Annotated in this window: 36 protein-coding genes and 6 pseudogenes; 18 read left to right on the forward strand and 24 right to left on the reverse strand. The window is 57.8% G+C overall.

From position 1 onward, the window contains the following. Together CO655_RS26870 and CO655_RS26880 are read left to right on the forward strand one after the other, a co-directional pair. Positions 1–490: pseudogene (locus CO655_RS26870) on the forward strand (Y-family DNA polymerase); the annotation flags it as partial. A 200-nt stretch (positions 491–690) separates the two neighbouring features. Then, positions 691–1104: a hypothetical protein gene (locus tag CO655_RS26880; protein WP_097667414.1), complete on the forward strand. Its 414-nt coding sequence runs from the start codon at positions 691–693 to the stop codon at positions 1102–1104. A gap of 26 nt (positions 1105–1130) precedes the next feature. Here CO655_RS26880 and CO655_RS26885 read toward each other — a convergent pair whose 3' ends face one another. From CO655_RS26885 to CO655_RS34170, 4 genes are all read right to left on the reverse strand, one after another. Continuing rightward, positions 1131–1451: a hypothetical protein gene (locus CO655_RS26885; protein ID WP_097667415.1), complete on the reverse strand. Its 321-nt coding sequence runs from the start codon at positions 1449–1451 to the stop codon at positions 1131–1133. A gap of 40 nt (positions 1452–1491) precedes the next feature. Next, complete coding sequence (locus tag CO655_RS26890; RefSeq protein ID WP_097667416.1) at positions 1492–1959, reverse strand: hypothetical protein; 468 nt, start codon at positions 1957–1959, stop codon at positions 1492–1494. Positions 1960–1976: 17 nt separating this feature from the next. Beyond that, the gene (locus CO655_RS26895; protein WP_097667417.1) at positions 1977–2837 is read right to left on the reverse strand and encodes a hypothetical protein; all 861 of its coding nucleotides are present in this window, start codon (positions 2835–2837) and stop codon (positions 1977–1979) included. 236 nt (positions 2838–3073) lie between these two features. Further along, on the reverse strand, positions 3074–3586 hold the full coding sequence (locus tag CO655_RS34170) for a hypothetical protein (RefSeq protein WP_141514367.1): 513 nt from the start codon (positions 3584–3586) through the stop codon (positions 3074–3076). A gap of 162 nt (positions 3587–3748) precedes the next feature. Between CO655_RS34170 and CO655_RS26910 the strand changes: the two genes are divergently transcribed. Further along, positions 3749–4135, forward strand: a complete 387-nt coding sequence (locus CO655_RS26910) for a hypothetical protein (RefSeq protein WP_097667420.1) — start codon at positions 3749–3751, stop codon at positions 4133–4135. Positions 4136–4198: 63 nt separating this feature from the next. Here the strand turns inward: CO655_RS26910 and CO655_RS26915 are convergent, their stop codons facing one another. The 8 genes and pseudogenes from CO655_RS26915 to CO655_RS26945 all read right to left on the reverse strand — a co-directional run. After that, positions 4199–5206, reverse strand: a complete 1008-nt coding sequence (locus CO655_RS26915; RefSeq protein ID WP_097667421.1) for a hypothetical protein — start codon at positions 5204–5206, stop codon at positions 4199–4201. Between the two features lie 4 nt (positions 5207–5210). After that, entirely contained in the window at positions 5211–5933 is a 723-nt protein-coding gene (locus CO655_RS26920; RefSeq protein WP_125461997.1) for a hypothetical protein, read from the reverse strand. 227 nt (positions 5934–6160) lie between these two features. Then, positions 6161–6508, reverse strand: coding sequence for a hypothetical protein (locus tag CO655_RS26925; protein ID WP_125461998.1), 348 nt, complete (start codon positions 6506–6508; stop codon positions 6161–6163). Next, positions 6442–7110 (reverse strand): hypothetical protein, encoded by a 669-nt coding sequence (locus CO655_RS26930; RefSeq protein ID WP_086156490.1) that lies wholly within the window; start codon positions 7108–7110, stop codon positions 6442–6444. Before CO655_RS26930 ends, CO655_RS26925 begins: the two co-directional genes overlap by 67 nt. A 7-nt stretch (positions 7111–7117) precedes the next feature. After that, complete coding sequence (locus CO655_RS26935) at positions 7118–7828, reverse strand: zeta toxin family protein (RefSeq protein WP_086156491.1); 711 nt, start codon at positions 7826–7828, stop codon at positions 7118–7120. Between the two features lie 10 nt (positions 7829–7838). Next, positions 7839–8012, reverse strand: a complete 174-nt coding sequence (locus CO655_RS33985) for a hypothetical protein (RefSeq protein ID WP_009987945.1) — start codon at positions 8010–8012, stop codon at positions 7839–7841. Positions 8013–8066: 54 nt separating this feature from the next. Beyond that, positions 8067–8318 carry a hypothetical protein gene (locus CO655_RS26940; protein ID WP_009987947.1) on the reverse strand — a complete coding sequence of 84 codons (252 nt, stop codon included), beginning with the start codon at positions 8316–8318 and terminating at the stop codon, positions 8067–8069. Between the two features lie 159 nt (positions 8319–8477). After that, a pseudogene (locus tag CO655_RS26945) lies at positions 8478–9191 on the reverse strand (Ku protein); the annotation flags it as partial. Between the two features lie 198 nt (positions 9192–9389). On the opposite strand from CO655_RS26945, the gene CO655_RS26950 reads away from it, so the two are divergent. After that, positions 9390–9566, forward strand: coding sequence for a hypothetical protein (locus CO655_RS26950; protein ID WP_086156492.1), 177 nt, complete (start codon positions 9390–9392; stop codon positions 9564–9566). A gap of 140 nt (positions 9567–9706) precedes the next feature. Here CO655_RS26950 and CO655_RS26955 read toward each other — a convergent pair. Further along, positions 9707–9835: pseudogene (locus CO655_RS26955) on the reverse strand (phenylalanine 4-monooxygenase); the annotation flags it as partial. Here CO655_RS26955 and CO655_RS34410 point away from each other — a divergent pair. Continuing rightward, complete coding sequence (locus CO655_RS34410; RefSeq protein WP_086156538.1) at positions 9818–10573, forward strand: OB-fold nucleic acid binding domain-containing protein; 756 nt, start codon at positions 9818–9820, stop codon at positions 10571–10573. The pseudogene CO655_RS26955 and the gene CO655_RS34410 overlap by 18 nt on opposite strands. Positions 10574–10900: 327 nt before the next feature. Here CO655_RS34410 and CO655_RS33570 read toward each other — a convergent pair whose 3' ends face one another. The 5 genes and pseudogenes from CO655_RS33570 to CO655_RS26990 all read right to left on the reverse strand — a co-directional run bounded on the left by CO655_RS33570 (position 10901) and on the right by CO655_RS26990 (position 13402). Next, a complete protein-coding gene (locus tag CO655_RS33570) occupies positions 10901–11512 on the reverse strand; it encodes a hypothetical protein (RefSeq protein WP_125461999.1) in 612 nt (203 codons plus the stop codon). Next, a complete protein-coding gene (locus CO655_RS33575; protein ID WP_141514368.1) occupies positions 11509–11823 on the reverse strand; it encodes a hypothetical protein in 315 nt (104 codons plus the stop codon). Before CO655_RS33575 ends, CO655_RS33570 begins: the two co-directional genes overlap by 4 nt. 470 nt (positions 11824–12293) lie before the next feature. Continuing rightward, a pseudogene (locus CO655_RS33585) lies at positions 12294–12469 on the reverse strand (MerR family DNA-binding transcriptional regulator); the annotation flags it as partial. Between the two features lie 352 nt (positions 12470–12821). Next, positions 12822–13205, reverse strand: coding sequence for a type II toxin-antitoxin system VapC family toxin (locus tag CO655_RS26985; protein WP_040111689.1), 384 nt, complete (start codon positions 13203–13205; stop codon positions 12822–12824). Then, complete coding sequence (locus CO655_RS26990) at positions 13202–13402, reverse strand: type II toxin-antitoxin system VapB family antitoxin (RefSeq protein ID WP_016736583.1); 201 nt, start codon at positions 13400–13402, stop codon at positions 13202–13204. The genes CO655_RS26985 and CO655_RS26990 overlap by 4 nt, the downstream gene beginning before the upstream one ends. 357 nt (positions 13403–13759) lie before the next feature. On the opposite strand from CO655_RS26990, the gene CO655_RS26995 reads away from it, so the two are divergent. Beyond that, a complete protein-coding gene (locus tag CO655_RS26995; protein WP_009989135.1) occupies positions 13760–14176 on the forward strand; it encodes a response regulator in 417 nt (138 codons plus the stop codon). A gap of 10 nt (positions 14177–14186) precedes the next feature. Here the strand turns inward: CO655_RS26995 and CO655_RS27000 are convergent, their stop codons facing one another. The 4 genes from CO655_RS27000 to CO655_RS27015 all read right to left on the reverse strand — a co-directional run bounded on the left by CO655_RS27000 (position 14187) and on the right by CO655_RS27015 (position 15484). Beyond that, complete coding sequence (locus CO655_RS27000; protein ID WP_086156497.1) at positions 14187–14522, reverse strand: response regulator; 336 nt, start codon at positions 14520–14522, stop codon at positions 14187–14189. 130 nt (positions 14523–14652) lie between these two features. Continuing rightward, positions 14653–14898 (reverse strand): DUF4142 domain-containing protein, encoded by a 246-nt coding sequence (locus CO655_RS27005; RefSeq protein WP_245423922.1) that lies wholly within the window; start codon positions 14896–14898, stop codon positions 14653–14655. 1 nt (position 14899) lies between these two features. Further along, on the reverse strand, positions 14900–15220 hold the full coding sequence (locus CO655_RS27010; protein ID WP_097667425.1) for a hypothetical protein: 321 nt from the start codon (positions 15218–15220) through the stop codon (positions 14900–14902). Positions 15221–15292: 72 nt separating this feature from the next. Next, positions 15293–15484, reverse strand: coding sequence for a hypothetical protein (locus CO655_RS27015; RefSeq protein ID WP_009986110.1), 192 nt, complete (start codon positions 15482–15484; stop codon positions 15293–15295). A 981-nt stretch (positions 15485–16465) separates the two neighbouring features. Between CO655_RS27015 and CO655_RS34415 the strand changes: the two genes are divergently transcribed. From CO655_RS34415 to CO655_RS27030, 4 genes are all read left to right on the forward strand, one after another. After that, positions 16466–16768, forward strand: a complete 303-nt coding sequence (locus CO655_RS34415; protein ID WP_245345082.1) for a hypothetical protein — start codon at positions 16466–16468, stop codon at positions 16766–16768. An 11-nt stretch (positions 16769–16779) separates the two neighbouring features. Further along, positions 16780–17559, forward strand: coding sequence for a PAS domain S-box protein (locus CO655_RS34420; protein ID WP_245345088.1), 780 nt, complete (start codon positions 16780–16782; stop codon positions 17557–17559). 12 nt (positions 17560–17571) lie between these two features. Further along, positions 17572–18207 (forward strand): HWE histidine kinase domain-containing protein, encoded by a 636-nt coding sequence (locus tag CO655_RS34425; RefSeq protein ID WP_009995600.1) that lies wholly within the window; start codon positions 17572–17574, stop codon positions 18205–18207. 174 nt (positions 18208–18381) lie between these two features. Then, positions 18382–18759 (forward strand): response regulator, encoded by a 378-nt coding sequence (locus tag CO655_RS27030; protein WP_086156500.1) that lies wholly within the window; start codon positions 18382–18384, stop codon positions 18757–18759. A gap of 392 nt (positions 18760–19151) precedes the next feature. On the opposite strand, the gene CO655_RS27035 is transcribed toward CO655_RS27030, so the two are convergent. Further along, positions 19152–19520: a hypothetical protein gene (locus CO655_RS27035; RefSeq protein ID WP_086156501.1), complete on the reverse strand. Its 369-nt coding sequence runs from the start codon at positions 19518–19520 to the stop codon at positions 19152–19154. A 718-nt stretch (positions 19521–20238) separates the two neighbouring features. Between CO655_RS27035 and CO655_RS27040 the strand changes: the two genes are divergently transcribed. Beyond that, a complete protein-coding gene (locus tag CO655_RS27040; RefSeq protein ID WP_086156539.1) occupies positions 20239–20538 on the forward strand; it encodes a DUF982 domain-containing protein in 300 nt (99 codons plus the stop codon). A gap of 673 nt (positions 20539–21211) precedes the next feature. On the opposite strand, the pseudogene CO655_RS34000 reads toward CO655_RS27040, so the two are convergent. Further along, positions 21212–21431 (reverse strand): annotated as a pseudogene (locus tag CO655_RS34000) (hypothetical protein); the annotation flags it as partial. A 271-nt stretch (positions 21432–21702) separates the two neighbouring features. On the opposite strand from CO655_RS34000, the gene CO655_RS27050 reads away from it, so the two are divergent. The 7 genes and pseudogenes from CO655_RS27050 (at position 21703) to CO655_RS27075 (ending at position 24538) form a co-directional block, all read left to right on the forward strand. Further along, positions 21703–22059, forward strand: a complete 357-nt coding sequence (locus tag CO655_RS27050; protein WP_086156502.1) for a response regulator — start codon at positions 21703–21705, stop codon at positions 22057–22059. An 11-nt stretch (positions 22060–22070) separates the two neighbouring features. Continuing rightward, positions 22071–22658, forward strand: coding sequence for an MFS transporter (locus CO655_RS27055; RefSeq protein WP_086156503.1), 588 nt, complete (start codon positions 22071–22073; stop codon positions 22656–22658). A 50-nt stretch (positions 22659–22708) separates the two neighbouring features. Then, positions 22709–23182 carry a hypothetical protein gene (locus tag CO655_RS27060; protein ID WP_086156504.1) on the forward strand — a complete coding sequence of 158 codons (474 nt, stop codon included), beginning with the start codon at positions 22709–22711 and terminating at the stop codon, positions 23180–23182. A gap of 121 nt (positions 23183–23303) precedes the next feature. Beyond that, a complete protein-coding gene (locus CO655_RS27065; RefSeq protein WP_086156505.1) occupies positions 23304–23537 on the forward strand; it encodes a hypothetical protein in 234 nt (77 codons plus the stop codon). 280 nt (positions 23538–23817) lie between these two features. Beyond that, positions 23818–23994, forward strand: a complete 177-nt coding sequence (locus CO655_RS27070) for a DUF3606 domain-containing protein (RefSeq protein WP_086156506.1) — start codon at positions 23818–23820, stop codon at positions 23992–23994. A gap of 2 nt (positions 23995–23996) precedes the next feature. After that, positions 23997–24086, forward strand: a pseudogene (locus tag CO655_RS34430) (exodeoxyribonuclease III); the annotation flags it as partial. Positions 24087–24190: 104 nt separating this feature from the next. After that, a complete protein-coding gene (locus tag CO655_RS27075) occupies positions 24191–24538 on the forward strand; it encodes a hypothetical protein (protein WP_009986281.1) in 348 nt (115 codons plus the stop codon). Positions 24539–24731 lie beyond the last annotated feature (193 nt).

Here is a 24731-nt window from a genome sequence, read left to right on the forward strand (position 1 = left end):
GCCGATCAGCAAAAACAGCTCACCGTACGCTCACGAAAGAACGGTGGCCGAGTTGCGCGGGATTCCCTGCATCGAGATCCAGGATGTCGAGCCGACCCGGAAAGGGATGGCCGTCACCCGATCTGCAGGAAGCCCGATGACATCGCTCGCTTTCCTGCAACAGGCGATCACGGCTCACGCCACCATGGCGGCCGAGAAGCTGCGCCGCCATGGTCTCGTTGCCTCGCATATGACTGTCTTCTTCCACACTAACGTCTTCAATAACACTCCGCGCGACAGCTCCTCGAGGACGGCCAAGCTATCGCCGCCGTCGAACTCGACGATGGCGCTGGTGCAGACCGCGCTCCGGTGCGCCCAGAAGGCATGGAAGGGGAATAGAGAAAGGAACGGGTTCGCATACACGAAAGCTGGCGTGATGCTCGACGACCTGGTGCCGGAGGAACTGGCCCCGGTCGATCTCTTCGCCCATGAGCAAGCGAAGTCGGCGTAAACGACAAGTGGGGCAAGAAGACCCTGATCCTTGCCAGCGAGGGCTTCAGGCAGTCGTTCGCGACAAAGGCCGATATGCGGTCACCGCGATACACGACCCGGCTTGCCGATCTTCCTGTCGTTCGCGCATAGTCGACCATGACCGATAGTCACACTTACCGCGTCGAGATCTGGGATGATCCGCCTGAAGCCGGAGGATCTATGATCGAGGTCATCGCGACCTCGACGAGCTTCCCGGTGTCCTGCGCCGCGCCGAAGGCCGCGATCCGGGAGCGTCCCGGCAAGTACATCGTTCACATGAACGGCAGACATCGCATGAGCTGCGAACTGGCACCGGATCCGTCAGTGCCGTTGAAGCCTCGGCCGATCAAGGTCGGGCCGGATCCTTATCCGGAAAGCCTCAACGACCCGAAATGGACGTTCGCCAACCTGCCGGAATGGCAGACGCTGGCAATCCATTGCCGGAGCTGCGACCGAGTGGCGCCTGTCGATCGATGGGAAATGTCGCGGAAGCATGGCAAGCAGACCGTCATCACCAGTCTGTTGCCCAAGCTCCGCTGCGAGTGCGGGGTCAAGGGCGATTGCGAATGGAAAATGGGCAGGCTACCTCGGTAGCTTGAACATCGGGGGCTACCCGAAAATTACAGGTCTCCGCGAAGTTTAGGCGAAGGAGTGCCCTGCATCTTATCATGCCAGAGCTGCGGCGGCACCTCGAATGCCTTCTCTCCGCTTCCCGGCACCACTGGCCGGACCTCGAACCGGGCGACTACGTGATCGTGTTCGTCAAGCAGGGCGGCCATAAAGGGCGGCTTCTTGCCTTTCATATCGCTGAAGCGCGTATACAGTGCCTGGCAAGCTTCCTCTTTCACCTGGGCGATATCATCTCCGGTCAATGGGACATCCGTGTGCTTGGTGTCCCCAAATGCCGCTCGATAGAATTTCAGCATATAAATTTCGGTCATCAGATTCCTCCGTTCGTACAAAATGGCTTCTGGGCAGATCCTAGATTTCGGTCGCAATGGCGGCCGGAGCCGCACTTGGGGCAAGCGCCGAAAAGTCATTGGGGCGGATTAATTTCCTGACCTCGGGCGGGTAGCGGTTTCCTCCACCGATGTAGTCTCTGAACGTCGCGAGAGCTTGCTCGTTGGTCAGGAGATAGAAGGTTGGTGCCATGATTCTCAGGTCAAGCTCGATGAAAATGAAAAAGTCAGCATCGCCCTTCGTCTGCATGTCCATCGGCCAACGCGTTATTTCTGTCGGCCGTTTCAGGAACTGTCTCGTCTTCACCTCGATCGACCGAGGCTGCCCTTCAACTACGACCATCACGTCATGGCCGGGTGCGCCCTCCGGGCTCATATAGGCGGCTAGCCCAAGGGTGTTGAGTTTCGCTACCGTGAGCAGCTCACCCAGCGTGCCCGCTTGTTGAGATGATAGTTTCGCCAATGGTCGTGGTTCCTCAATAGCGGACATGCTTCATTATTCCAGATTCAGAAGTCGCGGAGCTTTCCATCTGGATCCATGTAGAGGCCATCTCCAACGAATACCGGATCCTCGCCATTGCCGCCGAGATCGGTATAGAATTGGTCCTCGCGACCTGCATCTTTATCCTTGGCATCCAGAACTATTGGGCCACGATCCCAGCGAATCATATCGTTGTCCGTGTAAGTATGCGGTCCAAACAACTCGCCGCGAGAATTCAGCGGAATTGCCTCAATTTCATTCGCAAACCCGCAGGTCTTGCACCTCATCAGCCGCTTGACCACCTCCGAAGTGGCTCGGTCCCCGGGTATCCCCTTAAAGACTTCTCGCGCTCTGAAAGTCGCTGAGTGTCCGCACCCACATTCCACCTGCATGTACATGCCTAGGCGAATCCATTCCCCAATGTGCGCCAAGCGTGCCTCGTAAGACGCGATAACCCTCTCGGCATTGTCCACATCAGCAGTAACATCGTGATCCGGGGCTATCACATAGTGGATGCGGGAGATCGCGTCGCTCAGGTTCGCAGACGTAATACGTTTCCCCCTGATGACTCGGCTACCTTTAGGCATTAGGTCATGGGCAATGTACATATCCCAGATCGTACGACCGAATGGTTTTCCCGCCTTGGAAATGTCGACAGCATCACAGGTCAAATTTTGCATTGTCCATTGCTGGTTTTCCGGGGTATTGGCCCGAAAATGAGTTTGGTGCGTGTAGAGCGCCTTACGACCTTCGCTCCCTACTGAAATGTCGATCATCTGAAGCATCCCCTTCAGACGATCCATCAGAGCCACAATCTCTCTGAGCGTCCTTCCTCCGAGGACAACTGTCTCTTCGTCCGGGGTGTCGATCTTCACATGCTTATTCATGGGAACGTCCCTCCACGACCCCCAGAACCTGCACCCGCGGCCCCAGCCCCGTTGTGCCGTCGTCGGCAGGATATCGGAGGTGATTTGCCGTTACGTGGACTGCCATCAGCGCCATGGCCGCCGACTTGCATTGCACTTGATAGCGCACGCCATCCAGAGCGAATGTCGCCCGAGCTGGCCCGAACTGCAGGCTGATCGTGTGGTAGACGTCGGGGTGAGAGACCATGATGAGCTTCTCAAACTACACCGGGCACGGATGTCGTCCAGGCATTGTCCCGGCCACTCGCCCGAACCTTGTCGAAGGTTTCGGTCATGGACTGAGGCGGCCATTGATCGAAGGCCATGAGTGCCTGAATCTTGCGATCGAGGAAGCGCCCGGGCTTTCCCGTGGCTAGATCTTCCATGATCTCGAAATAGGCGACCTTGCGTGGCCGCCTGTTCTCCGGCTTCCGATGCTCTGCGGCCAGCAGGCGACCTTCCTCGCCTTCGGCATCTGCCTCGTTCGCTCTGCGATGCAGTCCGAACGACCGCAGAACGTTTCCCTTGAATGTCGCCATGCACCCCTGCCCGCGAAAGTCCCTGAAATATCGAGCTTTCTGCCCCTGCGATGAACCTAACCCGCCTTCGCTACCAATCACACATACGAAGTTTGCGCCAGCCTGAGTGCCGATAAGCTTCGTTCTCGGAACCCAGAAATGACAACCCTCCTGTTCGAAGGTCGCATAGGATCGCAGGAATCTAGCCCGCATGAACCCCCTGGATGAAATTCTAGCATTACTTGCATTGATTACCATTGCATGCAATCTTTTACAGTGGGCAAATCTGGGGGCGACGTGCTATGCGGCGGATGTATTCGGTCGTACTTTCCTGCGTAATAATTTTGACAAGCGGTTACTCGGCATGGGCTCAAGATGCGGGAGGGCTACCACCTCCTCGTGGACCAGGAAATGCAGTGGGAAGAGATGCCCGCCGTACCGTGGGAAGATCTGAGCGATGAGGCAAAAAGAGCTATCGAGGGCCGGGCAAAGTTAAATAATCGAAAGCGTGGGCTTCGGGTCGAGACTGGCGTAATTCAGGAAAAGTGCCTTATCTCCTACGATGATAGCCACCAGATCCATTCAGTCCACACAGTGATAGAATGGAACTATCAGAAAGTCGTCACCACGATGAAGAAGCTTGAGCACTGCTACAAGCTCACTTTGACTGGCCCTGTCACGGACTTCGTGGGCGAGGAGCTCAAAGCAAAGTTCAGTGGGACTGTAACGCACGAAAGCCATTGGGTTTTCTGGGATCTCTAGCCCTGAACCCCTCGATTACCACCAGAGCCCTCATTTCTGGACTCTGGCCGCAGGCCAAAAAAATCACTTCCCTCGACGCTCGTCGATCAGGCGATCGATCTCGGCTTCGGCCGCCATTGCGCTTTCATCTAATGCCTCGCGGAGCTGGGCAGTATGCTCCATGAACGCGGCGTAGTTCTCCAGCGCCACATTCGGATTTCCCTTCGAACGGAGCCGAGCGACCTGTCGCTCCCAGCTCGGAATGGGATCCTTCTTGAAGCGCACCGGGTAATTTGCACAGCCATTGGAACAACAGCCCCGGCGCTCTTTCATCGATGGCGAACCCTTTGGCCTGCGCAAACTTGCGGCCTTCTTCGGAGAATGCAAGCGGCCACGTCTGGCACTCGACTGTTGCCTGATCTCGCGTCTGTCGCTGACTGGCGTAGACACCCTCGGCCACGATATCGAAGTTGGTGTCCTGCTCATTGACGATCTGCTGCATGTTGTCAGCCAGCGCCCGGATCGTATCGGCCTTCTTATGATTGCACTGCGCCTCCATCGTCTGGCACGCCTTCGCGAAATCATCCTGCTGGGCGGGGAGTAGTCGCCGCGGTTGGTGAAATACTTCTTCGATCTCTCCGGAAGCTGGATACCAACCAAGTAGCCGAAAGAGCGAATCGGATAAGCCCGCAGAACAGCGCAGGCAGTAGAGAAATAGAGGCGAGAGAGGGCTGGCAGGATCGCTTCGTGCTGCAGGCCGACGTGGTACAGCTCATTCCGAAAGTCGTGCATGATCGCAACCGTTCGCGCCTGCTCTTCGGTTAGTAGGCCTTCGAGCTTCGCGAACTTGAGCTTCGCCTCAATGACTCGGCCCATCGCCTCTTCCAGTTCCTTCGTGTGCTGATACCTCTCGCGTACGATCCACGATGCCTTCAGCTCGCTGTGCTTGTTCTTCGCAAGCTCGTGCATAGTTAGCTCGATGACATTGTCGGTCAGCATCAGGCCGAACCGGGCGTCGTGGACGCCGCTCTTCTGGATATGCTCAAGGGCAAGATCCATCTGGTCCAGCACGCTCGCAAGGAACTTCAGCATGAGATCAGCCCAGGTCGATCTCGTCGGCCGCCTTGCGGGCGCGATCGTCGATAAACTGGTTCATTGAGCGCTGACGATGCATGTCAATCTGGGCGGCCATGTCGAGGACGTCCTGCATCCAGTCACCGACCTTGAGGCCTTTTACGTCGGAGAAATGCCACTCGGAATAGTCCTTCATGAGGTCTTTGGTGACATCGAACTTTGCAACACACAGATCGCCTGCGAAGAAGTGAACCTCGCCTGTGTAGTAGGGATCCCCTGGGGCCGATGACAAGCCTTCGTCCTGGAAAACGAGGCAATAAGGCCTATCCTTGAATGTGAAGTGGTTCGTGGTCACCTCGATACGGCGCACGCCGATCTCCTCCTGTGTTCGGGAGGACTTGATGTTGCTCGCGTCGAAGCCGACCCATTTCATGAAGTCGTCGCGCTGGCTCCATGCGTGCCAGTGGGCCATGTGTTCCGGGAGGCAACGCCCGAGAGCGTAAGCTATCCGACCTTCACTCACTACCTTGCGTGCGATCTCGACCTTTCGATGAGCTGCCTTCAGCTCTTGGTCAGGCGGCGGCTGATGCGCAGCATACGAGGCGTCTGCATAGGAGCGCAGAGACGCCGCCAGCTTCTTCGCAGCGTCCTCAAGCTCTTCCTGTTTCGATTTCGGCTCGACCTTGAGGACAGGCGTCTCCTGCCTTTTCTCGACTACCTGTGCTTTTTTCTTTTTCCAGAACATCCCGCTCCCCCGATTTGGCATGACCATAGCATCAGGCGTACTGATGCGGGAGTGTGTTCGATGGACTTGCAACCTGCGGCGCCGACAGCAATCATGAGCTTGCGGAGATCCACCCCGCCGCCTGATGATTTCCAAAGGCCAGCCTCTCCGGAGGCAGTGAAAACTCGATTGCGTCGAGACGATTGCGCGACACAAGGAAGGCCCGCCAACCGGAGGCGGGCTTATCTTTACAGGACGACGGAAGCAGTCGGGACGAGGCGGCGGGCTGTGACTCCTCCGCCGTCTCGGGCGAGGATTTCGACGAGAGCAGAGTTAGCTCCGTTGACGAAGAGGTTGCGGAAGACGGGTTCGAACTTCGCATGGGAGAACGTCATATCAGGCAGCTTGATGTCGGCCAGCGTGCCCGCGAGGTAGTCAGCAATTCGAATAAATTCAGCGTACTCGTCCTTTCCGTCCCATCCAGGTAGCCCGAAATGAAACTCAGGCTCGAGGGCATCCTGACCATTCATCATCCGGTGAAGATGGAAGTAGAGAAAGGAGAGGTCGAAAGCCACCTTATCGTGCTTGTCGAACATGGCGTCCCGATCGCTGATCCAGCGGACGAACTTCGGCTTCTTTTTGACTGCCAGATGACGACAGACAATCGATGCAAGGCAGCGCAGAGAAGTATCTGCCGAGCCAAATTGGAATTTCGGGAACGCCTTTTCATCTCGGTCTGGAAGCTTGCCAGACGCTTGTCCACTGCCCGGTAATGATCAGCCTTTTCAGGGATCATTGCCGCCATCTGTGAGACGACTTCCCGCATGTCATCAAGTGCGCCGCGGATGTTGTCGTCAGTCATGTAGTCACGGAGCAGCTTGGATTTCTTCTCGACCAGGTAGCTGATGCTGAACACGACAGGGCAGCTTAGGTACGCGATGAGGCCTTCCGACGATGACCGAGATCCTTTGATATCGCTGGGCGCTACCCCTGCGATGTATTCCGCGATGTTGGCCTGAGTATCGTGGTTGAGAACTATCGCGAAGGCAAAAGTGTCATTTGCCTTGCTCGGATCTCCAATGCGGTAGTCCGAGAACACGTTCCAAGCGAGCCCCTCGGGAAACTGCTGAAACCATGCTTCGAGATCGGCCGAGATGGTCCGGTACACTGTTTCGAGCAGGTTGATCAGTTCGAACATGCCACTCTCACTTCATGCCCGTAGGCTTCGGCTTGTGACCAGGTGAAGGCTTCGGACTATCGGGAACCGCGTCATTGCTTTGACGGACGGCCAACTTCGGCGCCTTTCGAAACCCGGTGTCGTATCGAACGAGACCGTATGCCTCGCAGACCTTGGCCGACATGAGGGCGTGCAGCTCTTGGCTGTCATCGATGTTGAAGGACTGGACCACGCCAGAACTGATCGCGAAGACCTCGTGCGGCTCAAGCCCCGAGTTGTCGATCAGCAGGACTTCATCCGCGATCCGGAGAGCTTCGGTCAGGTTCTCGAAGGATCCTTTATGCCGCCTGCGGATATTCTCCTCAGGAATGTCGTGGCCGCCCTTGAGGACGCGCTGCTTGACACGTTCGACGTTCGTCTCAACGGAATCTAAGGCAACGTAATAGAGGCCCACCGTAAACCCGGCCGCCTTTGCTTCCTGCATCAACCGGATTGAGTGCTGGCTGCTCAGTGTCGTCTCGAAGATGAAGGATTGCCGGGTTTCGATCATCTCGGCAATTTTTCGGAGGGCTGCTCTGCCAGCGTGCATGTCGGTCGATCTGCCGTCACCGCTCGCGGGCATCGCCTTCGCGATCTCGTCAGCGTTGATCCATACGCCTTCGAGCTTCAGCTTTGGGAAAGCCGATGACTTGCCGGAGCCGTTCGGCCCTGCGAGGAGGATGCACGACAGTTCCGACATGGAGCGATTGCTACCTCACGGTAGCCGGAGCACGTTCCTTGCGCTCGCGCTTGGCCTTGTCCTTCGCCTCGTTCTGGCGGTCCTTGGCGGAGATCGTCAGGCCCATGCGTCGGCTCTCGGCAAGAGCTTCCCGGCCGATCTGCTTCAGGGCATCCTTGTTCTCACGATATTTCTGCAAAAGCATCGACGATCTCCTTTCCTGCCCTTCAACATAATGCGTTCGGCCGTCGGCTGCAAATCAGGGCTTCGGAGTACCAACTTCAAATTCCAGACCGTCCATCTCGATATCGACGGCGGCGAAATATTTGCCGTCGTAAGCCGGGAGCTGCTCGGGAAACGCCCCGGTTCCGAAGGCGGTGAACGTCGCCATCTTGATATTCCCAGCCCGTACCAAAGGATTGAACAGATCCAGCGAGAAGCGGATCCCGAATTTGTCGCTGGTGCGCTTTGCGATCTCACCGTCGATCACCGCGATAATCTGCTGCAGCATTGAAAGATGTCTCCGATTTCAATGCCGCAAGCTCTTGCATCATTCACGGCCGACGGCAACACTGGATATCAACGGGTCGCGGGAGACGGCCTGTCTTCGGATAAAGCCCACTCGGCATCACCCGTTCCTATCTCTGAGCCTAGACCCCGCTGATCACTCGGCGGGGTTCTTTTTTGCCTGCAGGCCTTCGATCTTCGCCTTCACCAGTTCGGCAACGGCGACTTCATAGCGGTTATCGAAGGTGCTGGCGTCGAAGCTTCCTACCTTGGTGCCGATGATGTGTTCGGCGAGTTCGAGCATTTCGCCTTCGATCTTCAGGTCAGGCATCTCTTCGAACGCCTTTTCTGACGAGCGGACCTCGTAGTCGAAATTCAACGTCGAGGCGATCAGGCCCTTGCCATGCGGCCGAATGAGAACAGTGCGCAGCCGGCGGAAAAGCACAGTCTGGGCGATCGCCGCAACCCCTTCCTTTTTCATTCCGTTTCGCAGGAGCAGGAAGGCACCGGTGCCCATCTTGTCGGGGGCGAGGTAATAAGGCTTGTCGAAATATGTCGTGTCGTTCTGCGAGCACGGAATGAAGGCCTCGATCTTCAATGTCTTGTTGCTCTCGGGCACGGCCGCGGAGACTTCCTCGGGCTCAAGCACCACATATTGGCCGTTCTCGACCTCGTAGCCTTTGACCTGGTCCTCGCGTTCGACCGGGTCGCCGGTTTCGCTGTCGATGAACTCGCGCTTGACCCGGTTTCCTGTTTTGCGATTGAGGGTGTTGAAGGCGATGCGCTCCGACGAGGAGGCCGCTGTGTAGAGCGCCACCGGGCAGGAGACCTCCCCGAACTGGATATACCCCTTCCAATTGGCTTTTGGACCCGCCATGACACCGACACTCCGGACGCAACTCAAGCGATTCAAGTGATTCGGCGGCGAATCGTTCCGAGTCGAAACGGATCATTTTTCAATGACTTAGCTCTATCCGGCTGCGCGCCAGCTAGTCCTGCCTAGATCAATGATTCCATGCATCTTTTTGGGTTGGCGCGCGTTTTCTGGATGGAACAACCCCAAAGGAGTCCCACTATGAGCAAGCGTGAACTGATCGATACCGGCACCGATAAACGCTACGTCCGCCGCGACAACAAAGGCAGGTTCAAGGAGAGTGTTGACGTCTCGCGGTCGCTTTCAGCTGATAGCCGCCGCGACGCGAAGCACGAGGCCAAGCCCGGTCAGGGCGACAAGGGTGACCGAAAGCACTAATGTCGTAAACGTGCCGCCACGAGCCCAAACCTTCTGCCCATCGCTTACGCCGTCGCCTTGCGAAAAAAATAATTCCCAATACGGCCATCGAATTGAATCCGTTTGTGGAATCCCGTGACTACGCCACCGCGCTCACTTGTTGCCGCCTTGGCTTCGCTCGGCGACGAGACGATGCCGGCGCCGAAGCAGCGGCGGCCTTGCGGCGTGTTGATCAGGCCGAATTCGACGGTGAACCAGAAGATCCGGAACAGATGCCAGGAATGCTCCCGACACTGCCGACCGACCGGATCAGACGCGCCGATCCTTCGCTCAATCCTGACACACCGCTGGTGGTGATCGCCAGGAGCGGGTCGAAGCGATGGGTGGCGGCGGCCGATCAGGCAGCTGCGAAACTAGGGCTTCGCGTCGGCATGCCGGCCGCCAAGGCACAGGCGTTGGTCCAGGGACTGACGATGATCGATGCCGACCCAGTGGCCGACCTCGCGACACTTGAACGGCTGACGCTTTGGGCTTTGTCGCAATATTCTCCCGTTGTTGCCATGGATCCCCCTGACGGTATCGTGGCGCGCGACGGCCAGTGGCTGATGGAGGCCGGCCTGGTGCTGGTGCGACAGCGGCCGGGTTCTGCCAAGGGCGTGATGTTCATCACCATCGAGGACGAAACCGGTATCGCCAATGTCGTCGTCTGGCCGAAGCTGTTCGAGAGGTCGCGCCGGGTGGTTCTCGGCGCCAGCATGATGGCGATCAACGGCAAGATTCAGCGGGAAGGCGAGGTGGTTCACCTGGTCGCGCAGCAGCTCTTCGATTGGTGGGGTGATTTATCAGGGCTTGCGGGGTGCGACGGCACGTTTCATCCGCCGACCGGCCGCGGCGACGAATTCGCCCATGGCTCTCCCGGCAGCCCGGATTCACGCGAAAAAGCGCCTTCGGGGGTTCGGGCGAGGGATATGTTCACGCCGGATCTTCACATCGATACGCTGAAGGTGAAGAGCCGGAATTTTCACTAGGTTGGCACGTGGACCGCATGCTGGATCGCGGGGCGTTCGGTTCGACTCCTTTCAAGAGCAGGGCTTGTTCACTTCCGCCCGAATCGGTCAATCGTTGTCAGTCATGTCTTTGGTGGCTCTGATATTCATCCAGCGGCAGAATTTGGCAGGCCACTTTCGCTTCCTAGCGGTGCCGATCGTTGCCCGCGATCCGCGCGATGGGCTGGTGATCGACATAAGCGGCGACGATCATCTGCCGGCGGAAAGGAGGAGGTGCTGTCCGGCATGATCAGCCGCTTATTCGTCTCCCACATTGCCGCACGCGCTGCTGTCGTCGAACGCCGTGGGTTAGAAGCCACGGCGCGCTTGGAATGCATCAAGCAGTTGTTGTCGTTCCAATTCCTCGATCGCGCCATTGGTGCCAGGAGCGCCTTCCTCTGGATTAAGGCCGATGGCGATTGTCACTTCATGTTCATCCGAGCGAACCGAACCAAATGTCCCTTCGACCTTTGCCACATGGAGCGCTTCGTGACCCGGGTTCAGCTCGAGTGTTGGGTTCACGTCACCCCTCAAGGTCGTCGTGAAAGTGAGCCTCTCAATGAAAGTGGGGGTGGTTTTCAGACTCTTTGCTTCCGGCGCTGACAATCCGACAGTTTGAACCAATGTCATATACGTCCAGATCACGTCGCCAAGACCAATTTTCCCTGTGATGGGGTAAAGCATGTTTGATTTAAAGTGGCCATCCGCCAATCCTGCCTTGGAGCAGCGCTTTTGCATGTCATCGATGAAAAATTCCGCAAAAAGATCAACGACGCGGAAGGTTCGCTGGTTCTGTCGCTGCAGATTCGTACCTGCGCCGACGGCGACGCTCATAAGGCCAGTGCGAAGCGGATCCTCGAGCGTGGTGACGAGAGAATTGTTGTTATTCTCGGTCATCAGAAAACGAAAGTCGTAGATCATCGAACCATGGTCGAAGCGAACGAGAAGCTTTTGCACGCTAGCATTGAGCGGAAGTTTTCTGAACTTGCCAAGATCGTCGTTTGTCTTGAGGAAGGCGAGAGCATCTTGCTGCTTTGATCCTTGAATCGTTCATCGTCCTTGTCGGACAAGAGATTTACAAGATATTGGCGAAACCCGTCGCGAGCCTCGCAGCGTATGCTTTGCACGATGTTGAGCGTATAGCGGCCGCTATAGTTTTCGGGGGCAGGATGGATGGCGCATCCTGAAATAAAAAACTGACATGCCGATAGAAACCACGCGAGTTTTTTCATGATTGCCCCCTAACGAGAGGACGTTGAACTGCAACCGGGCCGGATCTAACCGTCTAGATGAGCTCGTCGGTCAGGGCGCCGGCGAATTCCGTCAATTGCACATTTGCGGAGACGAGTCGCACCCACAGCGAAGCAACTCTTGTCCCGGGACCGGCCGCAGCGGAGCGGTAGAAAGTAGCCGATGACCGCGTAGATCGCCCCGACAATCTGATCGCCCTCGATATCGCTACTGTCACAGGTCAGATGCGTCGCACACCGACCTTGGCGAATAGTCCGAGTGGAACGGCATTCCACTCGCTATGTGCTGCAATTGTCGTCGAAACAGGGAAGAGGAACAGCCGGGTGGCAGAGGTTGATCCCGGTCTTGCCGCGGGGGATCGCGTGGTGCTTCACCCAAGCGACAGGATCGCGGATGGCGTGACGGTCGCAGAGTGGGAGATCCAGTGATCGAACATGCGAGCTGACGCGCGGGTTTGGACGTCGTTTTCGCCATAGGTGCGGTAGCTGGATTCGGTGCGATGCGCCGGGTGATCAGCCTAATCTGCTCACAGTACCGGATCATCTTGGCCGATACGCCACTGGCCCTCGCTGCCTCTCCAATGTTCGGGACGCGTCTCCGATGGCGGCGGCGCTCCTGTCGTTTCAAGGGTGGATACGGCGAAGGCGAAGGGCGTCGCCGCGGACGAATACACTCCACATGGCCATCGCGCATGCGGCGAAGACCGGAGAAAGCGGGGCCCGATAACCGGATAGAGCAAACCGGCCGCAACCGGCACGAGGCTCGCGTTGAAGGTCGGGCCGCCGTTGGCGAAATCAAAAGCGTACTGAAGTAGGGATTCGCAAGGATGGACTTCTTCGTGGAACGCGAGCTTTCGGAGGCCACTGCCTGGCGCGTTGCCACGGTGTTCACGTTCTGGTCGAAGAATATCGCATAATGGATCGATCGGAACTCTGCGCTCAGGCGGCTCACGACCAGCATGAGTGCTTCGATATAGCATTTAGTTTCGCGCGTTGGCAGGGGTGTGCAATGAAGCCCCCGCCTTTTCGGCCGCTGCCCGCAGACGCTTGTCTCTGGTCCATAAGACCGCTCGTTGATCGAGGAGAACTGAGGCCATCAAGTGGGCATCTGTATAGCCAATGCCCATACTGAAAATGGCGTGGCGATCAATCATCATCATAACTTCGTCGTGCGTCGCGACGAACGCTTCGCGCTGGGCCGCCAGGAAAGCCATCACGCTACTGCGATCCCGAAGGCTGCCAAGTGCGAGCTCTCCGATTACGGCTGGATGGCATAAGAGACGATCGTCCTCAATAATCCTACGCAGCTCTGAATCGGCGTGCCGGAAATGATCGATCCAGATGGAAGTGTCGGCAAGTATCACTTGGCGGCTGCGCTCCGGCGGCGTGGGGCTGCCTCCGCATCCGGCATAGTTCCGCCAAGCGCGATGAGGCGTTTTCCCGACTCCACACGAACAAGCGTCTCCAACGCTTGGCGGACCAGAGTGGCGGTTTCTTTCGTGCCCGTTAGAGACCTAGCCCTTTCCATGAGGGTGTCGTCGAGATTGATAGTCGATCGCATCGTTTGGCTTCCTATTGTGGTGTTATAGATAGCACCATTTGGTGATAAAATCTACGCCTGATCTTCACTCCAATACGTCGGCCGTCGGATGTGAATCCAGCGGCGTGATATTCGCTGCAGGCGCGCGGGTTACTGTCCCATCGACTGCACAATTGTGGAATGGCGGGATCGGTGGTTCGTATCCCTTCAAGGGGGTCGATTTCAGACCAGGTCGCTCGATGACTGTGTACTGGAACCACAATTGCTCCGGCGGGCCACCGGGAGTAATCTTGCCTCGCAGCGAGCCCGGCTCGAAAGCCGAGTGAATGCGGAACCGCCACGGCTTTCAAAGGTTGGTGGAGCAGGAGGATGCCTTTAATGTCGCAAGGAAACCTCAACGGCAAGAAAGTCCTCGTCGTCGAGGACGAGTACCTTCAGGCTCGGACGATCGCCGACGCTTTAATGGAGCACGGCGCCGATGTCATCGGCCCTTTCCCGACGGTCGAAAAAGCGCTGCAGTCCTGCGGGCGGGATGTGATCGACGCTGCTATTCTCGACGTCAAAGTGGGTGACGTCACCTCGTTTCCCGTTGCGGAAAGCCTCTGTCGCGACGGTATCCCTTTCATTTTTCTGACAGGTTACGATCGCGCGATGATCCCGCCGCGGTTCAAATGGGTCCCGCATTACCTGAAGCCATTCGTCGGAAGGGACGCCCCAACGGCCCTGGCGCTTGCGATCGCGCAACTTCGGTCCGAGCTCCCGCCGCGCCGACCGACTAGGAGGCCAGGTAGTTGAATTTTTTCTGTCAATGTCGCGACGCCTTACGCGAGATTCTTAATGCCACCTCGATCAGAACTTCGAAAGGCGCAATCGGCTTCCGGATTATTTGCTCTTTGCGGAACCGCTTCGGCAGCACGTCCCTGTCGAACCCGGTAACAAAGAAGAAGGGGATGCCTTTTTCGCGAAGAACGTCCGCAAGTGGAAATACGTCCTCGGCATTCAGCCTGATGTCGAGCACAGCGGCGTCGATCGCCGCCTTTCCGAGCGCCAGAAAAGCTGCCTCGATATCGGGGTAGGGACCGACGACGTCACCACCATGCTTTTCGATCGCGCGCCATGTCCTGGGCTTGATCGTAATCATCCTCTACGACGAGGACGCGTCTGCCCACCAGATCAGAGAAGCTCACGCGCGTGCTCCGGGGATGTACAGGTTTCCGAGAAGGCGGAGAAAGATCCGGTGCCAGCACATCCGTCATCACCGAACATGATCCTCAACCAAGCTTCGACTTTAGCATGTCGAGGTGGTCCATATGTTCCTTAATTTGGCCACGTGCAAGCTTCGTAAGGCTCAGATGCTCGCGATCCTGGCCGATCTTGAGGTAGCCCTCTTGAATCGCCAGCAGCTTCTTATGGCCTTCGAGTGGGGCGGTAACGAACGCCTTGTCGAATTCGGCTCCGGATGCAGCCTTCAGCGAGTCCAGCGAAGCCTTGCCATCGCTGTCGAGGATCTTGGCCACTTCATCGTCCGACGGCGGCTTCAGCGCTCCCTCCGCCTTTCCGCCCATCTCCATGGACTTCAGGATATATATCGGTGATGGTCTCCTGCTCAGCGACTTCCCATTTTGCAAACGACTTCACCATCCCGTCGGACGCCTTCTCGGTCGCGACGCGGCTTATGGCCAGCGACAGCGAGCCGACCTTCTTGGTATCTTCCGCATGTTTCTTTTCAGCGTCGCCCATGGCGGGGGAATGCGATTGAGCATGGACGAAAGTGGACGACAAAAGGGTGGGAAGCGCGGTTGCGGCTGCGAGTCCCGTCAGCATCTTACGGCGGTTCATGGGTATCTCCGGTCTGTTGATCGGCCTTGATAACTTCAAGGCCGCCGCGAAGTTCCCGGTGACGTCCTTCAGCTAGGCAAGAACGTGCTCGATGCGCTCGACATGATGCTCCGGCACCGGTTCGCCAGGTTCCTCGGCAGCGGCGATTTCCGCCACCGTAAGTCCGGTCGCAATTGCAAGCTCCTCGAGGCTGTAGCCTCTGGAGATACGAGCAGCCCTGCGGCTTGCTGCTGGGGTCGTATCTGACATGACAATCTGATCCATGTTTTTCATCTCCAAATTTGCGTGCAAGAAATGTCCTAAGGGGCGTTGAGTTCCATGACGAGAGTTAGCCGCCCTTTTTGCTCTTCTCCTTGCGTAGTCGCGACATCTTCAGACCCTCCGTCAGCCGCACGCTGGAGTATGCCATCTTCACTACTGAGGAGAAGGGCAGGATCCCTGACAGTGCAGTACCAAGTGCTTCAGGGTGGCGGTCATGGCGCGGATCGCCACCGTCTTGCGCTCTGGTTCCTCAATATGGTGAGAAGGTCAAAAGCCTCGTGCTTTCCGGATAGCCTCTCTCACGCTGAGTTCGATCTCGATATCTTCGAGAAATCGGCGGGACTATTTCCGTAGCCTTCCAGCCTTGGAGTTATCGCAGCGGGAGCACTCGTCGACCTGTTTCGCTGAAGCTAAATGAAAGGCGGCCGCGCAGCAGCGGTCGAAGCGGGAAGGGACCAAAGCTTGCCACTGCGCGGCCCGAACCCCTGCGGAGGGGTGGATCGCGAAGAGTGCAGGGCTTGCGCTGTCCAACAATCCAAGCGCCTAACCACTGTCAGTGTCGAGAGTTCCCGCAAGTTCCTACCAATAGCGAGATCGAATGATTTAGGGGTGGTGGACCGCACGACCACTGCCATATGGGGCGCAGCGTACAGGAGACTAATTTTCGTGCGGTCCGAGCGTGTAACAACGCCGCGGCGTCTGGGTTCCCCAAGGTCGGCGAGGGAGGAGGCTGGATTGTAGATGGGGTGCGGGGAGACTGGACAGCTGTGTCGCCGCAGATTTGGCGACGCTCGCTTATCTCGGGCAGATAACTCCGAGTAAGTTCCGAAGACGAGTTCAGTGGCCATACGATTGGGAGGGCCTCCTTCACTGACTAGCTAAATCCCGTGCCAACGCTAAATCAGTTTCCAGGCGAATGATGCCAGCTGCTGGCCGCGCATCGTCGGGAACTGATCGTCTATAAGGATGTTCGGGGGAATTCAAATGACAGGCCCGAGGAAGCAAGTGCTGGATCATGGGCAGTTATTCAAGCGCCAGAAAGTCCTCGCCGACTTCGGGGAATTTGCGCTTCGCTCCGACGATCTGGATGCAATCCTGAGCGAGGCCTGTCGTCTGGTTAGCGACGCAGTCGATACGCGCCGCTCCAAGGTATTGGAAATTCAGGAGGGTGGTCAAAAGCTGCGCGTGCGAGCGGCAGTTGGATGGCAGCCTGACATCGTCGGTCTCGAGCTCGACATGGAGGACCATTCGTCCGAGACCTTTTCAATCGGACCGGCGAGCCCGTAATCACTCAGGACATCACAAAGGAAGAGCGGTTCAAAACGCCCGATTTCATGCGAGCGGCCGGTGTCGCCGCGCTCGCCAACGTCCCGATCTTCTTACCGGGCAACCGCACTTTCGGTCTGCTTCAGGTCGACGACATCGAGCCAAGGGATTTCGGCGAGGAAGACACACAATTCCTCAGAACCTACGCCACGATCCTCGGTCCGGTGATCGACAGGCTCCACAAGATGCAGGCCCTTCAATCGACGACGGAACGTTTCGCACTGGTCGTCGAGAATGCCCGCGACTACGCGATTTTCGTCGCGGACCCGCAGGATCGGATCGTCGACTGGCATAAGGGTGCTGAGAAAGTCTTCGGTTGGACGGCCGAGGAGGCCGCCGGAATGTCTTGCAGCGAACTCTTCACTGCCGAAGATCGGGCGCAGGGCGAGGATCGCAAGGAGATTGAGACGGCCAGACGCGTAGGTTCGGCTCCGGACGTGCGATGGCACGTGCGCAAGGACGGCTCGCGGGTCTTCGTCGACGGCTCGACCATGTGCCTGCGAAACCCGGACGGCTCGGTCAGAGGGTTCCTCAAGATCGGCCAGGACATCACGGAACGGCACCGCACCGAACAGCGCCTTTTAGAAAGCGAAGCTCTGCAGCGCTCGCTCATAGCAGGTGTTCCACAACTGGTCTGGCGCGCGCGATCCGTTGGCCTTCGCATCTGGTCAAGCCCGCAGTGGGAACGGTTTACAGGACAACATAATCAAGACAGCCTTGGGATGGGTTGGCTGGCGGCCGTCCATCCCTAGGATCGCGATCTGGTGACGGCGGCGTGGGAGGACGCGGAAGCCAAGGGTGGACTCGACTGCGAATATCGTATCCGTCGCGCTTCGGATGGGGAATATATCTGGCACCACAGCCGCTCGCTTCCAGGAAGTGGCTTAGGGCTAGAATGGCTCGGGACCTGCACTGATGTGCAGCAACTGAAGGAACTGCAGACCAGTCAGGAGGTCATGCTGGCGGAGCTACAGCACCGAACCCGCAACATCGTTGCGGTCATACGGTCGCTGTCGCTCAAGACGATCGAGTCAAGCCTGACGTTGGAAGACTTCGCCGAGGCTTTCAGTCACAGGCTTGCCGCTGTTGCTAGAGTCCAAAGTCTTCTCTCGCATCTGTGCGAATATGAACGGCTTACGTTCGATGATCTGCTTGAGGCGGAATTGGCCGCGCATGTCAGCGACAGGGAAAAGATAACGCTCGATGGACCGCCGGGCATCCGATTGCGGTCGCGGGCGATCCAGACATTCGCCCTGGCGCTCCACGAACTGGCAACCAACGCTGTCAAATACGGAGCGCTGGCATCGTCGCAAGGCCGTCTTACGATCCGATGGCGTCTCGAGCATGGATCTGACGGCCGATCGGCAGCCTTGCTCCTGGAGTGGGTGGAAACCGGTTGAAAACATGCCGAGTGCCGACGCGCCGGCGCAGGGCTCTGGCTATGGGCGGGAGCTCATCGAGCGCGCTCTCCCGTATCAACTCAAAGCTAAGACCACCTATGAAATGGGCGCCGACGGCATCCGCTGCACTATTCTCGCTCCCATAGCTTTCGACCTCGGAAGGAATAGTCCACGATGACTGTTGAGACCCTTGCTGGCCTGGCCATTCTCGTTGTTGAGGACGATTATTTCATCGCCGACGAACTGGCGAGCTCGCTTTCCCGTGCGGGTGCGCAGGTGGTTGGGCCGGTCGGCTCCCTGAGTGACGCGCTTGCACTTCTCGACGAAACGGATCACCTGGACTTTGTTATACTCGACCTGAACCTCGATGGAGAGTCGGCGATCCCGATCGCAGAAGCGCTGGCGGCTCGGAACGCACCCTTCGCATTCGTCTCCGGTTACGGTTCCAGTGGAATCCCTCCGCGATTTAAGACTGTAGAGCGCCTCGACAAGCCCGTGGAGATAGCGCGGGTGGTTAGTTTGATAAAGAAGGGAACGGGATATTCGACTTAATCGCCCTATTGAACGACGAATGGGGCGCTCGCCGCATGTTGCTCCGGGCCGCCTTCATCAAGATCCTGCGCCGAAGCGGGCAGCGCTGCTAGTAACGCTCGCATGCCGACACAGCATCGGGGGCGACTGAGCGTGGTGACAAGATTGAAGCCGTTAGGCTGCAGGGGCCCCAGGCAGTGTAATTGGGAGCATCTCCACTACCGCAAAAGACGTTCTAGATTTTCTCCGTTTCTGTGAGGCGAGTTCGGACGCCCAGCTTTGCGCAACCGCGATCGGCGTGATCAACAAGGTAGGTTGAAAGCGATCGCTAGTGGCACACAGCACCGCGAAAGCTGGCGAGCCTGCGTTTGTCCCTGGAGCACCTTTGCTACTACCGGCCAGACTGGATGACTTCAGCAAGCATTGGCCGCGCCTGATTGTGCGGAACTATTGGGAGTCGGATTGCCGGTGCCACTTCCCGCTGCGCGCTGGCAGTCGTTCGGATCACCACCTGACGCGCCAGAATTGCTGCTGCTATCCGTTGGATTGCCGGCGTCAGCTGCAGACCCGGTGGAATTGCTACCAACGCTGCTGCCATTCATATTGCTGCCGCCCGTCGCATTGGTGCCCGATGCGCCGCCATTGGTACTGGACGCACCGCTGCCGGACGATGCGCCGCCGCTGGAGCTTCCTGAGCCGCCAGAGCCTCCGGAGGATTGAGCCATGGCAGATGTCGCAAGAGCAAGAGCGAGTGCTGACGTCGCAAGGATCTTGAAAGTCATGAGTTCACCTTTGTGGGTTGATTGTCTTTGCGAGGCCTAAACCTCAGGCATCCACGAGAGTTCCTAACTGCATGTTCCCATCGCTACCGTGTCCGGCACCGTACCAAAACGAATAGAAGCGGGTTCAAGTCCGAGCTACTCGTCGTGGACGTCATAAATCCGGCGCGCCTGAGCCAGGCCCTCGTCGGATGTCTTGCCTTGATTTCAGCAGAGGCGCCACGACACAGATGTGGAGGTGGAGCAGCCATGGGGGCTGCGACCGCACGACGGGCGGACGCGGCTCGTTCCATATTCAATCCCAAAGCGGCATCAGCTCGGCTGTTGAACCGGCGCACGCGCATGCGGCGCCATGACACTCTCTTGGTGCTGAAGACGGTCGACGAGGTTGCCCTTCCTTCGCCCCCTCCAAAACCTTCAGCGCATTGATGTTTTCACAGGAAGCAGCTTTGTTGCCACAGAGAGAGGGTCGAGTGCCTCCATTGTTTTCTGTCTGTGGGATGGTTTGGTTCGGACGTGCTGAAAGCGACCGCATGGCACTGGGCGGATCAGTGCCAGGGAGAGGACGAGCTATTTTGCAATTCCTCTTGAATTCGAAAAAGCCAAAAACCAAATCGGATGCCGTCGACTGTTCAGCGCAGGCGACGTTCGGACGCAAAGACATCAAACGGCGCCATCGCGATGGCGCCCATCAACATCGCGGCTAGGGAAGGAGAGAATGATGAAGCCCGATATGTTCAGACAGCCTGTTTCGGTTCTTGTTGGTCTTGGATTTCCCGTTGAGGTCCGCAGCGTGATGGACGCCTACCGGCATCTCGCCGAATGGCCGGCGTCGTTGCGGGATAGTGCGCATTCCATCGCTCCCAAGGCTTGCGGTGCCGCGCTCCGCGGCGAGATCGAGCCGGAGACGGCACGCGGCCTGTACGCTGCGTTCGCTGAAAAACACGATTTGCTGGTGCCGGAAGACCAGGTCATTGCTGTCTCTCGGATGTCGCGGGACAGGGATACTCAGCTGTACTGAGATACAGCCGATGATGGCGACAGCTTGAGCCACGGCCAACGATCGAGTTGGCGCCTCCGGCCCCGCGACCGCCGTTGTTCGGCGACTGTCGTCTTCCCGGCTTCGTTGGGCGAGCTGCCAAGCCCACTGGTTCCATGGTCTCCGGGGCAAGGTTCGCGTTGAGGGCGCTTACTTCTCGAGCGACATCGCGCCCTGTTGTGCCACGCCCCGGTAAGAGGGCTTAGTGTCGCGCTCCTGCCGCGCGGCCTCGTGTCGCCGCACCTGGATAGTGGCTCGCCCTCATGCCGCTCCTTGCAGGTCGGATCTGCGCAAAGGCGGCGATTGACCCAGACGGAAAGCTACGAGATCACATGCTCAATGCGCTCGAGGTGGTGCTGAGGCACGATCTGAAGGGGTCCCTCGGCCGCTGCGATTTCCTCGACCGTAAGTCCGCTGGCGACGGCTAGGTCCTCAAGACTGTAACCTTCGCAATCCTGGCTTCGAGGCTGCGGAGGTGTTGTCGGCGGTAGCGAATTGATCCATTTCAAACTCCAAATCACATTGATGAAGCGGCTGAGGGGGCGATCTGTCCCCGACGGGCTGGCTCCTTCGTGGTGTCGCTGGTTAGCGGTTAGCCGCCAACGCCGAGCCGCTTGGTTTTCTCTTCGCAGACGACGCTCTTCTTGCCTGGCGGCGCTTCCATGATGCCTGTTGCCCAAACGGTGATGCGCATGCGGCCGGATCTGAAGACGAAGCGGCGTTCAGTGGTCTGCTTGCCTGCCGTATAACCTGCACGAAAACATGCCGTGCCGCCCACCGATTGACGCGCTCACGGAAAGACTGCGGCTGCGACCACCACCAGTCGCTCAGCGCCGTTCAAAGGAAACTGTCTTCTGTTGGAGGCGGTCAAGCATAAGCTTCGAGTCCCAAATCAAGTTCAGCCGGCATACCCTCACTTCGATCGTCATTGCGCTGCATCTGCTGCTCGAAGCTCCGGGACGGTGAAAAGACGATACCGCTGCGCCACGCTACGCAGTCATTGAGCGCGTTTTCCCCTCGAAGGCCAGCGCCCAAGCAGTTCGGACTTCCGCCCGGAGGGCCTGGTCTTCGAGATCGCATTCTCAGCGGAACCCGATCCGGCATTTGAAGTTTCACCAGTGCGGGCTGGTTCCGACGGGTAGGCAATTGAAGCATAAGGTATTGATAGTCGAGGACGAGCCGTTCCTGCGGATGAAGACGGTCGATCTGGTGGAGGCTGCAGGATTCGAGGCATTCGAGGCAGGCAATGCGTCGGAGGCGATCGTGATCCTTGAGGCGACGCCTGGAATCCGCATCCTCTTTACGGACATCGGCATGCCCGGCAGCATGGACGGCCTGATGCTCGCTGCGGCGGTGCGCGACAGATGGCCGCCCATCCAAATCATCGTCGTGTCGGGCAAGCAGAAGCCGTCGGCACGGGACATGCCGGATCACAGCGTATTTTTTCCGAAGCCCTACGACACCAAAAAGGTCACCGACCAGCTTCATAAGATGGCGGCATAGGAATAGTGCGGATGGAACATGTGGGTCGACGACAAAGTTCATCTGTCGTCCCATCCTCACGTGATCTCCTACTATTTCCATGCCAGTTTGGTGTTCTGTCCTCGGCATTCTTCGCATGCTTCGCCGCAATGCAATTGCCAGTAGGCTTGCTCTTCGATCGCTTCGGATGCCGATTGCCGATGACAGCGCTCGCCCTTTGCGGCGCTGTGGGCTCGGCGATGATCGCGACGGCGACGTCATTCGCACATGCACTGCTGGGACAGGGGCTGATCGGAATGGGCTGCGCTCCAGCTATTATGGGGATCTATTTCCACTATGGGCAGGCACTTCCGTGGCAGAAGGCGGCGCGGGTCGCGACCACGGTCGCCACCATCGGGTCGCTTGGAGCTTTGGTCTCCGCAACGCCGCTCGAGCTGCTTGTTTCAATGCTCGGTTCGCGATACGCGGTCGCGGCGTCGGCGTGCTGTATGACCTTGGCATCGGGCTTGCTCTATATCTCAGTCAATACCGATCGAAACGAGGAAAACCCGATGCTCGACGAGGCAAGCCGCTCTCCGAACAATGTCGGGTTTCTGATCTTCCTGTCACCTATCTCTTAAGTGCATCTCTAGGTACCGTGTTCAGGAGTGCCTGGGCGTCGCCCTACCTCATGGAGGTGGTCAAGGTTTCTTCCCAGCAGGCGGCAAATGCCTTTGCCGCGGTGAACGCGGCAGGCACGTTGACGGGTGTCGTTCTAGCTCTGGCAATGAAGCGTTGGTCGGCGGGATCGATCGTCGGGGCGCTCTATGGGGTAGCAATCGTACTGACTACCGCCCTCGCGTTCGATCCGGCGCAGAATGTATTCGTCGCCGCTATCGCGCTCTCCACCTTGTACTCGATTAGCAACTGCCACACGATTGCCTTAGCGGAAGCACAAGAGCACATCTCCGCTCGAAGGCGTGGCATGATCTTGGGCGTCTTGAACGGCCTGGGGTTTGTCGGCGTGGCCTCGTCTTCCCCGATATTCGGGATGATCGCCCGCTCGCTCGAACCAAGCCCTGCTTTCACAGCCATGTTCGCCGCAACCGCAGCAGACCTCACCGGATCTCTCGTCTTGTTCATGTTCCGAAGCCGCATGAGGTGACCGTTCTCGACTGTGGCGTCCTTTGAGTGGGGAACGACCGCCGTCAGGATCCCGAAGAGTTGGAGACTGAGGTCTTGTTGTAGATCGCTCCTCCGCTATGTCGATAGCTGGAGGATGTCACATGCCCACGCACGACAAACACTTCCGCATGCTTTCGGAAGCGGTACAGGCTTGGTACCGCTATTACGAGGTCGAACCCGACGACCAGGCGTCGCAAACCTTGTGCTCGGCCGCCATCGAGTTCTTCAACGAAGGCGCGACATCGTTAGAGGATGTCACAACGTTGCTCATCGGCACTTATGTCGGCAGGTGGGCGACGCGCGTAAACGCGCCGACGTCGGCTGCCGTTCACTGAGCTGCCGGGTCGACGGGATAACCGATTTCGTCCTGCACCTTGCTGATCGACAGCTTCCCGCCCAGCGGAGAGACGTGCTCAGCAGCTTCGATTTCGTTATCGTCCTTGAGAAGCCAGCAACTACCAGTCGGCCGGAGCGACACCGCGGAGGTCTTTGCGGTGCAGGATCGAGGTCACCCGGTTGCGGCACCTACGACGAATGTCTTGCACCGCACGAATTAGCCGGAACTTCTTGAATCCGCGTCCGTTTTCAGATGGTCGAAACACAGGAGGCTCTATCATGGCTACTACATCAGGTGGACGAAATCAGGACCGGGCGCGCGTCGCCGCCGGTCAGAAGCATGAAGTCGCATACGAGGCGAAAAAGGAAAACGTTTCGAAGGATACGGTCAAGAAGGCGGTCAAGTCTGCCGGTAACAGCCGCAAAAAAGTCGAGGCCGAGATTGATCGCCACTGACGGTGATCGCCAGTTACAACGTGAACGGCGTCAATGGCCGTCTCGAAGTCCTGCTTCGGTGGATTGGGGAGACCGCGCGGGACGTCTGCCTGCTGCCATGGTGTTCACGTTCTTGGCCAGTTCGGCAATTTATCATTTCTCTTCATAGATTCAAAGCAAGTTGCAGCTAAGGTCGCGTTCTCGTATGGAGGGTAAAATGCTGAGATTTGTCGGCCTTTCTTTTATTTTTGGGGCTGTCGCCTTCTTAGTCCTCGAGCTGATGCGGTTGCATTGGGGCGATGACTCGATGTTCACAGAGCCTTACTTCGGTTTCTGGTTCCTTTTCGGTGAACTGATCGGCGGGATCGGTGTTCAAACGATCTTTGGATTGTTGATCGGGGGAGCACTTTTTGTCATTTCTCGAACGCCTGACAAAGTTAGGCGGAGCCTCATCACATCGACGATAACCACGACGATTGTCACATCGCTGATGTTGATCGGAGTTTACGGCCATCGAACAGAACGCACAGTCGTCGAGGCTATTAGCCTCAGAGGTGCCTTGTAGACTTTACGCTCAACCGTTTCTCACGCCGACAACCTAAGTCCAATTGTCTGCATCACACAGCCTAGAACGTTCACCCATAGCAAGAGTCGAACCAGCCCTATCGTCATAACAACCCATCAATAAATGACTATACAGATATCGTGTCGGTTGTATCCACAGGCGGACCGCTACCAATCGAACCTACCCAGCCACG

The sequence above is a fragment of the Rhizobium sp. M1 genome, from assembly GCF_002531805.1.
Taxonomy (GTDB): domain Bacteria; phylum Pseudomonadota; class Alphaproteobacteria; order Rhizobiales; family Rhizobiaceae; genus Rhizobium; species Rhizobium etli_C.

Excerpts from the sequence above, each read along its gene's own strand:
- CO655_RS27035 (WP_086156501.1), bottom strand. The coding sequence starts at position 19,520 with ATGACTTTCAAGATCCTTGCGACGTCAGCACTCGCTCTTGCTCTTGCG.
- CO655_RS26935 (WP_086156491.1), bottom strand. The coding sequence starts at position 7,828 with ATGTCGGAACTGTCGTGCATCCTCCTCGCAGGGCCGAACGGCTCCGGC.
- CO655_RS27055 (WP_086156503.1), top strand. The coding sequence starts at position 22,071 with ATGGAACATGTGGGTCGACGACAAAGTTCATCTGTCGTCCCATCCTCA.
- CO655_RS27070 (WP_086156506.1), top strand. The coding sequence starts at position 23,818 with ATGGCTACTACATCAGGTGGACGAAATCAGGACCGGGCGCGCGTCGCC.
- CO655_RS27015 (WP_009986110.1), bottom strand. The coding sequence starts at position 15,484 with ATGGATCAGATTGTCATGTCAGATACGACCCCAGCAGCAAGCCGCAGG.
- CO655_RS26930 (WP_086156490.1), bottom strand. The coding sequence starts at position 7,110 with ATGTTCGAACTGATCAACCTGCTCGAAACAGTGTACCGGACCATCTCG.
- CO655_RS33570 (WP_125461999.1), bottom strand. The coding sequence starts at position 11,512 with ATGATCTACGACTTTCGTTTTCTGATGACCGAGAATAACAACAATTCT.
- CO655_RS27010 (WP_097667425.1), bottom strand. The coding sequence starts at position 15,220 with ATGAACCGCCGTAAGATGCTGACGGGACTCGCAGCCGCAACCGCGCTT.
- CO655_RS26880 (WP_097667414.1), top strand. The coding sequence starts at position 691 with ATGATCGAGGTCATCGCGACCTCGACGAGCTTCCCGGTGTCCTGCGCC.
- CO655_RS34410 (WP_086156538.1), top strand. The coding sequence starts at position 9,818 with ATGCCAGGAATGCTCCCGACACTGCCGACCGACCGGATCAGACGCGCC.
- CO655_RS26940 (WP_009987947.1), bottom strand. The coding sequence starts at position 8,318 with ATGCTGCAGCAGATTATCGCGGTGATCGACGGTGAGATCGCAAAGCGC.
- CO655_RS26890 (WP_097667416.1), bottom strand. The coding sequence starts at position 1,959 with ATGTCCGCTATTGAGGAACCACGACCATTGGCGAAACTATCATCTCAA.
- CO655_RS26950 (WP_086156492.1), top strand. The coding sequence starts at position 9,390 with ATGAGCAAGCGTGAACTGATCGATACCGGCACCGATAAACGCTACGTC.
- CO655_RS34170 (WP_141514367.1), bottom strand. The coding sequence starts at position 3,586 with ATGCGGGCTAGATTCCTGCGATCCTATGCGACCTTCGAACAGGAGGGT.
- CO655_RS27000 (WP_086156497.1), bottom strand. The coding sequence starts at position 14,522 with ATGATTACGATCAAGCCCAGGACATGGCGCGCGATCGAAAAGCATGGT.
- CO655_RS26990 (WP_016736583.1), bottom strand. The coding sequence starts at position 13,402 with ATGCGATCGACTATCAATCTCGACGACACCCTCATGGAAAGGGCTAGG.
- CO655_RS33985 (WP_009987945.1), bottom strand. The coding sequence starts at position 8,012 with ATGCTTTTGCAGAAATATCGTGAGAACAAGGATGCCCTGAAGCAGATC.
- CO655_RS26915 (WP_097667421.1), bottom strand. The coding sequence starts at position 5,206 with ATGCTGAAGTTCCTTGCGAGCGTGCTGGACCAGATGGATCTTGCCCTT.
- CO655_RS26920 (WP_125461997.1), bottom strand. The coding sequence starts at position 5,933 with ATGTTCTGGAAAAAGAAAAAAGCACAGGTAGTCGAGAAAAGGCAGGAG.
- CO655_RS34415 (WP_245345082.1), top strand. The coding sequence starts at position 16,466 with ATGACAGGCCCGAGGAAGCAAGTGCTGGATCATGGGCAGTTATTCAAG.
- CO655_RS27030 (WP_086156500.1), top strand. The coding sequence starts at position 18,382 with ATGACTGTTGAGACCCTTGCTGGCCTGGCCATTCTCGTTGTTGAGGAC.
- CO655_RS27075 (WP_009986281.1), top strand. The coding sequence starts at position 24,191 with ATGCTGAGATTTGTCGGCCTTTCTTTTATTTTTGGGGCTGTCGCCTTC.
- CO655_RS33575 (WP_141514368.1), bottom strand. The coding sequence starts at position 11,823 with ATGAAAAAACTCGCGTGGTTTCTATCGGCATGTCAGTTTTTTATTTCA.
- CO655_RS26910 (WP_097667420.1), top strand. The coding sequence starts at position 3,749 with ATGCGGGAGGGCTACCACCTCCTCGTGGACCAGGAAATGCAGTGGGAA.
- CO655_RS26885 (WP_097667415.1), bottom strand. The coding sequence starts at position 1,451 with ATGACCGAAATTTATATGCTGAAATTCTATCGAGCGGCATTTGGGGAC.
- CO655_RS26995 (WP_009989135.1), top strand. The coding sequence starts at position 13,760 with ATGTCGCAAGGAAACCTCAACGGCAAGAAAGTCCTCGTCGTCGAGGAC.
- CO655_RS26895 (WP_097667417.1), bottom strand. The coding sequence starts at position 2,837 with ATGAATAAGCATGTGAAGATCGACACCCCGGACGAAGAGACAGTTGTC.
- CO655_RS27060 (WP_086156504.1), top strand. The coding sequence starts at position 22,709 with ATGGAGGTGGTCAAGGTTTCTTCCCAGCAGGCGGCAAATGCCTTTGCC.
- CO655_RS27040 (WP_086156539.1), top strand. The coding sequence starts at position 20,239 with ATGAAGCCCGATATGTTCAGACAGCCTGTTTCGGTTCTTGTTGGTCTT.
- CO655_RS27065 (WP_086156505.1), top strand. The coding sequence starts at position 23,304 with ATGCCCACGCACGACAAACACTTCCGCATGCTTTCGGAAGCGGTACAG.
- CO655_RS26925 (WP_125461998.1), bottom strand. The coding sequence starts at position 6,508 with ATGTTCGACAAGCACGATAAGGTGGCTTTCGACCTCTCCTTTCTCTAC.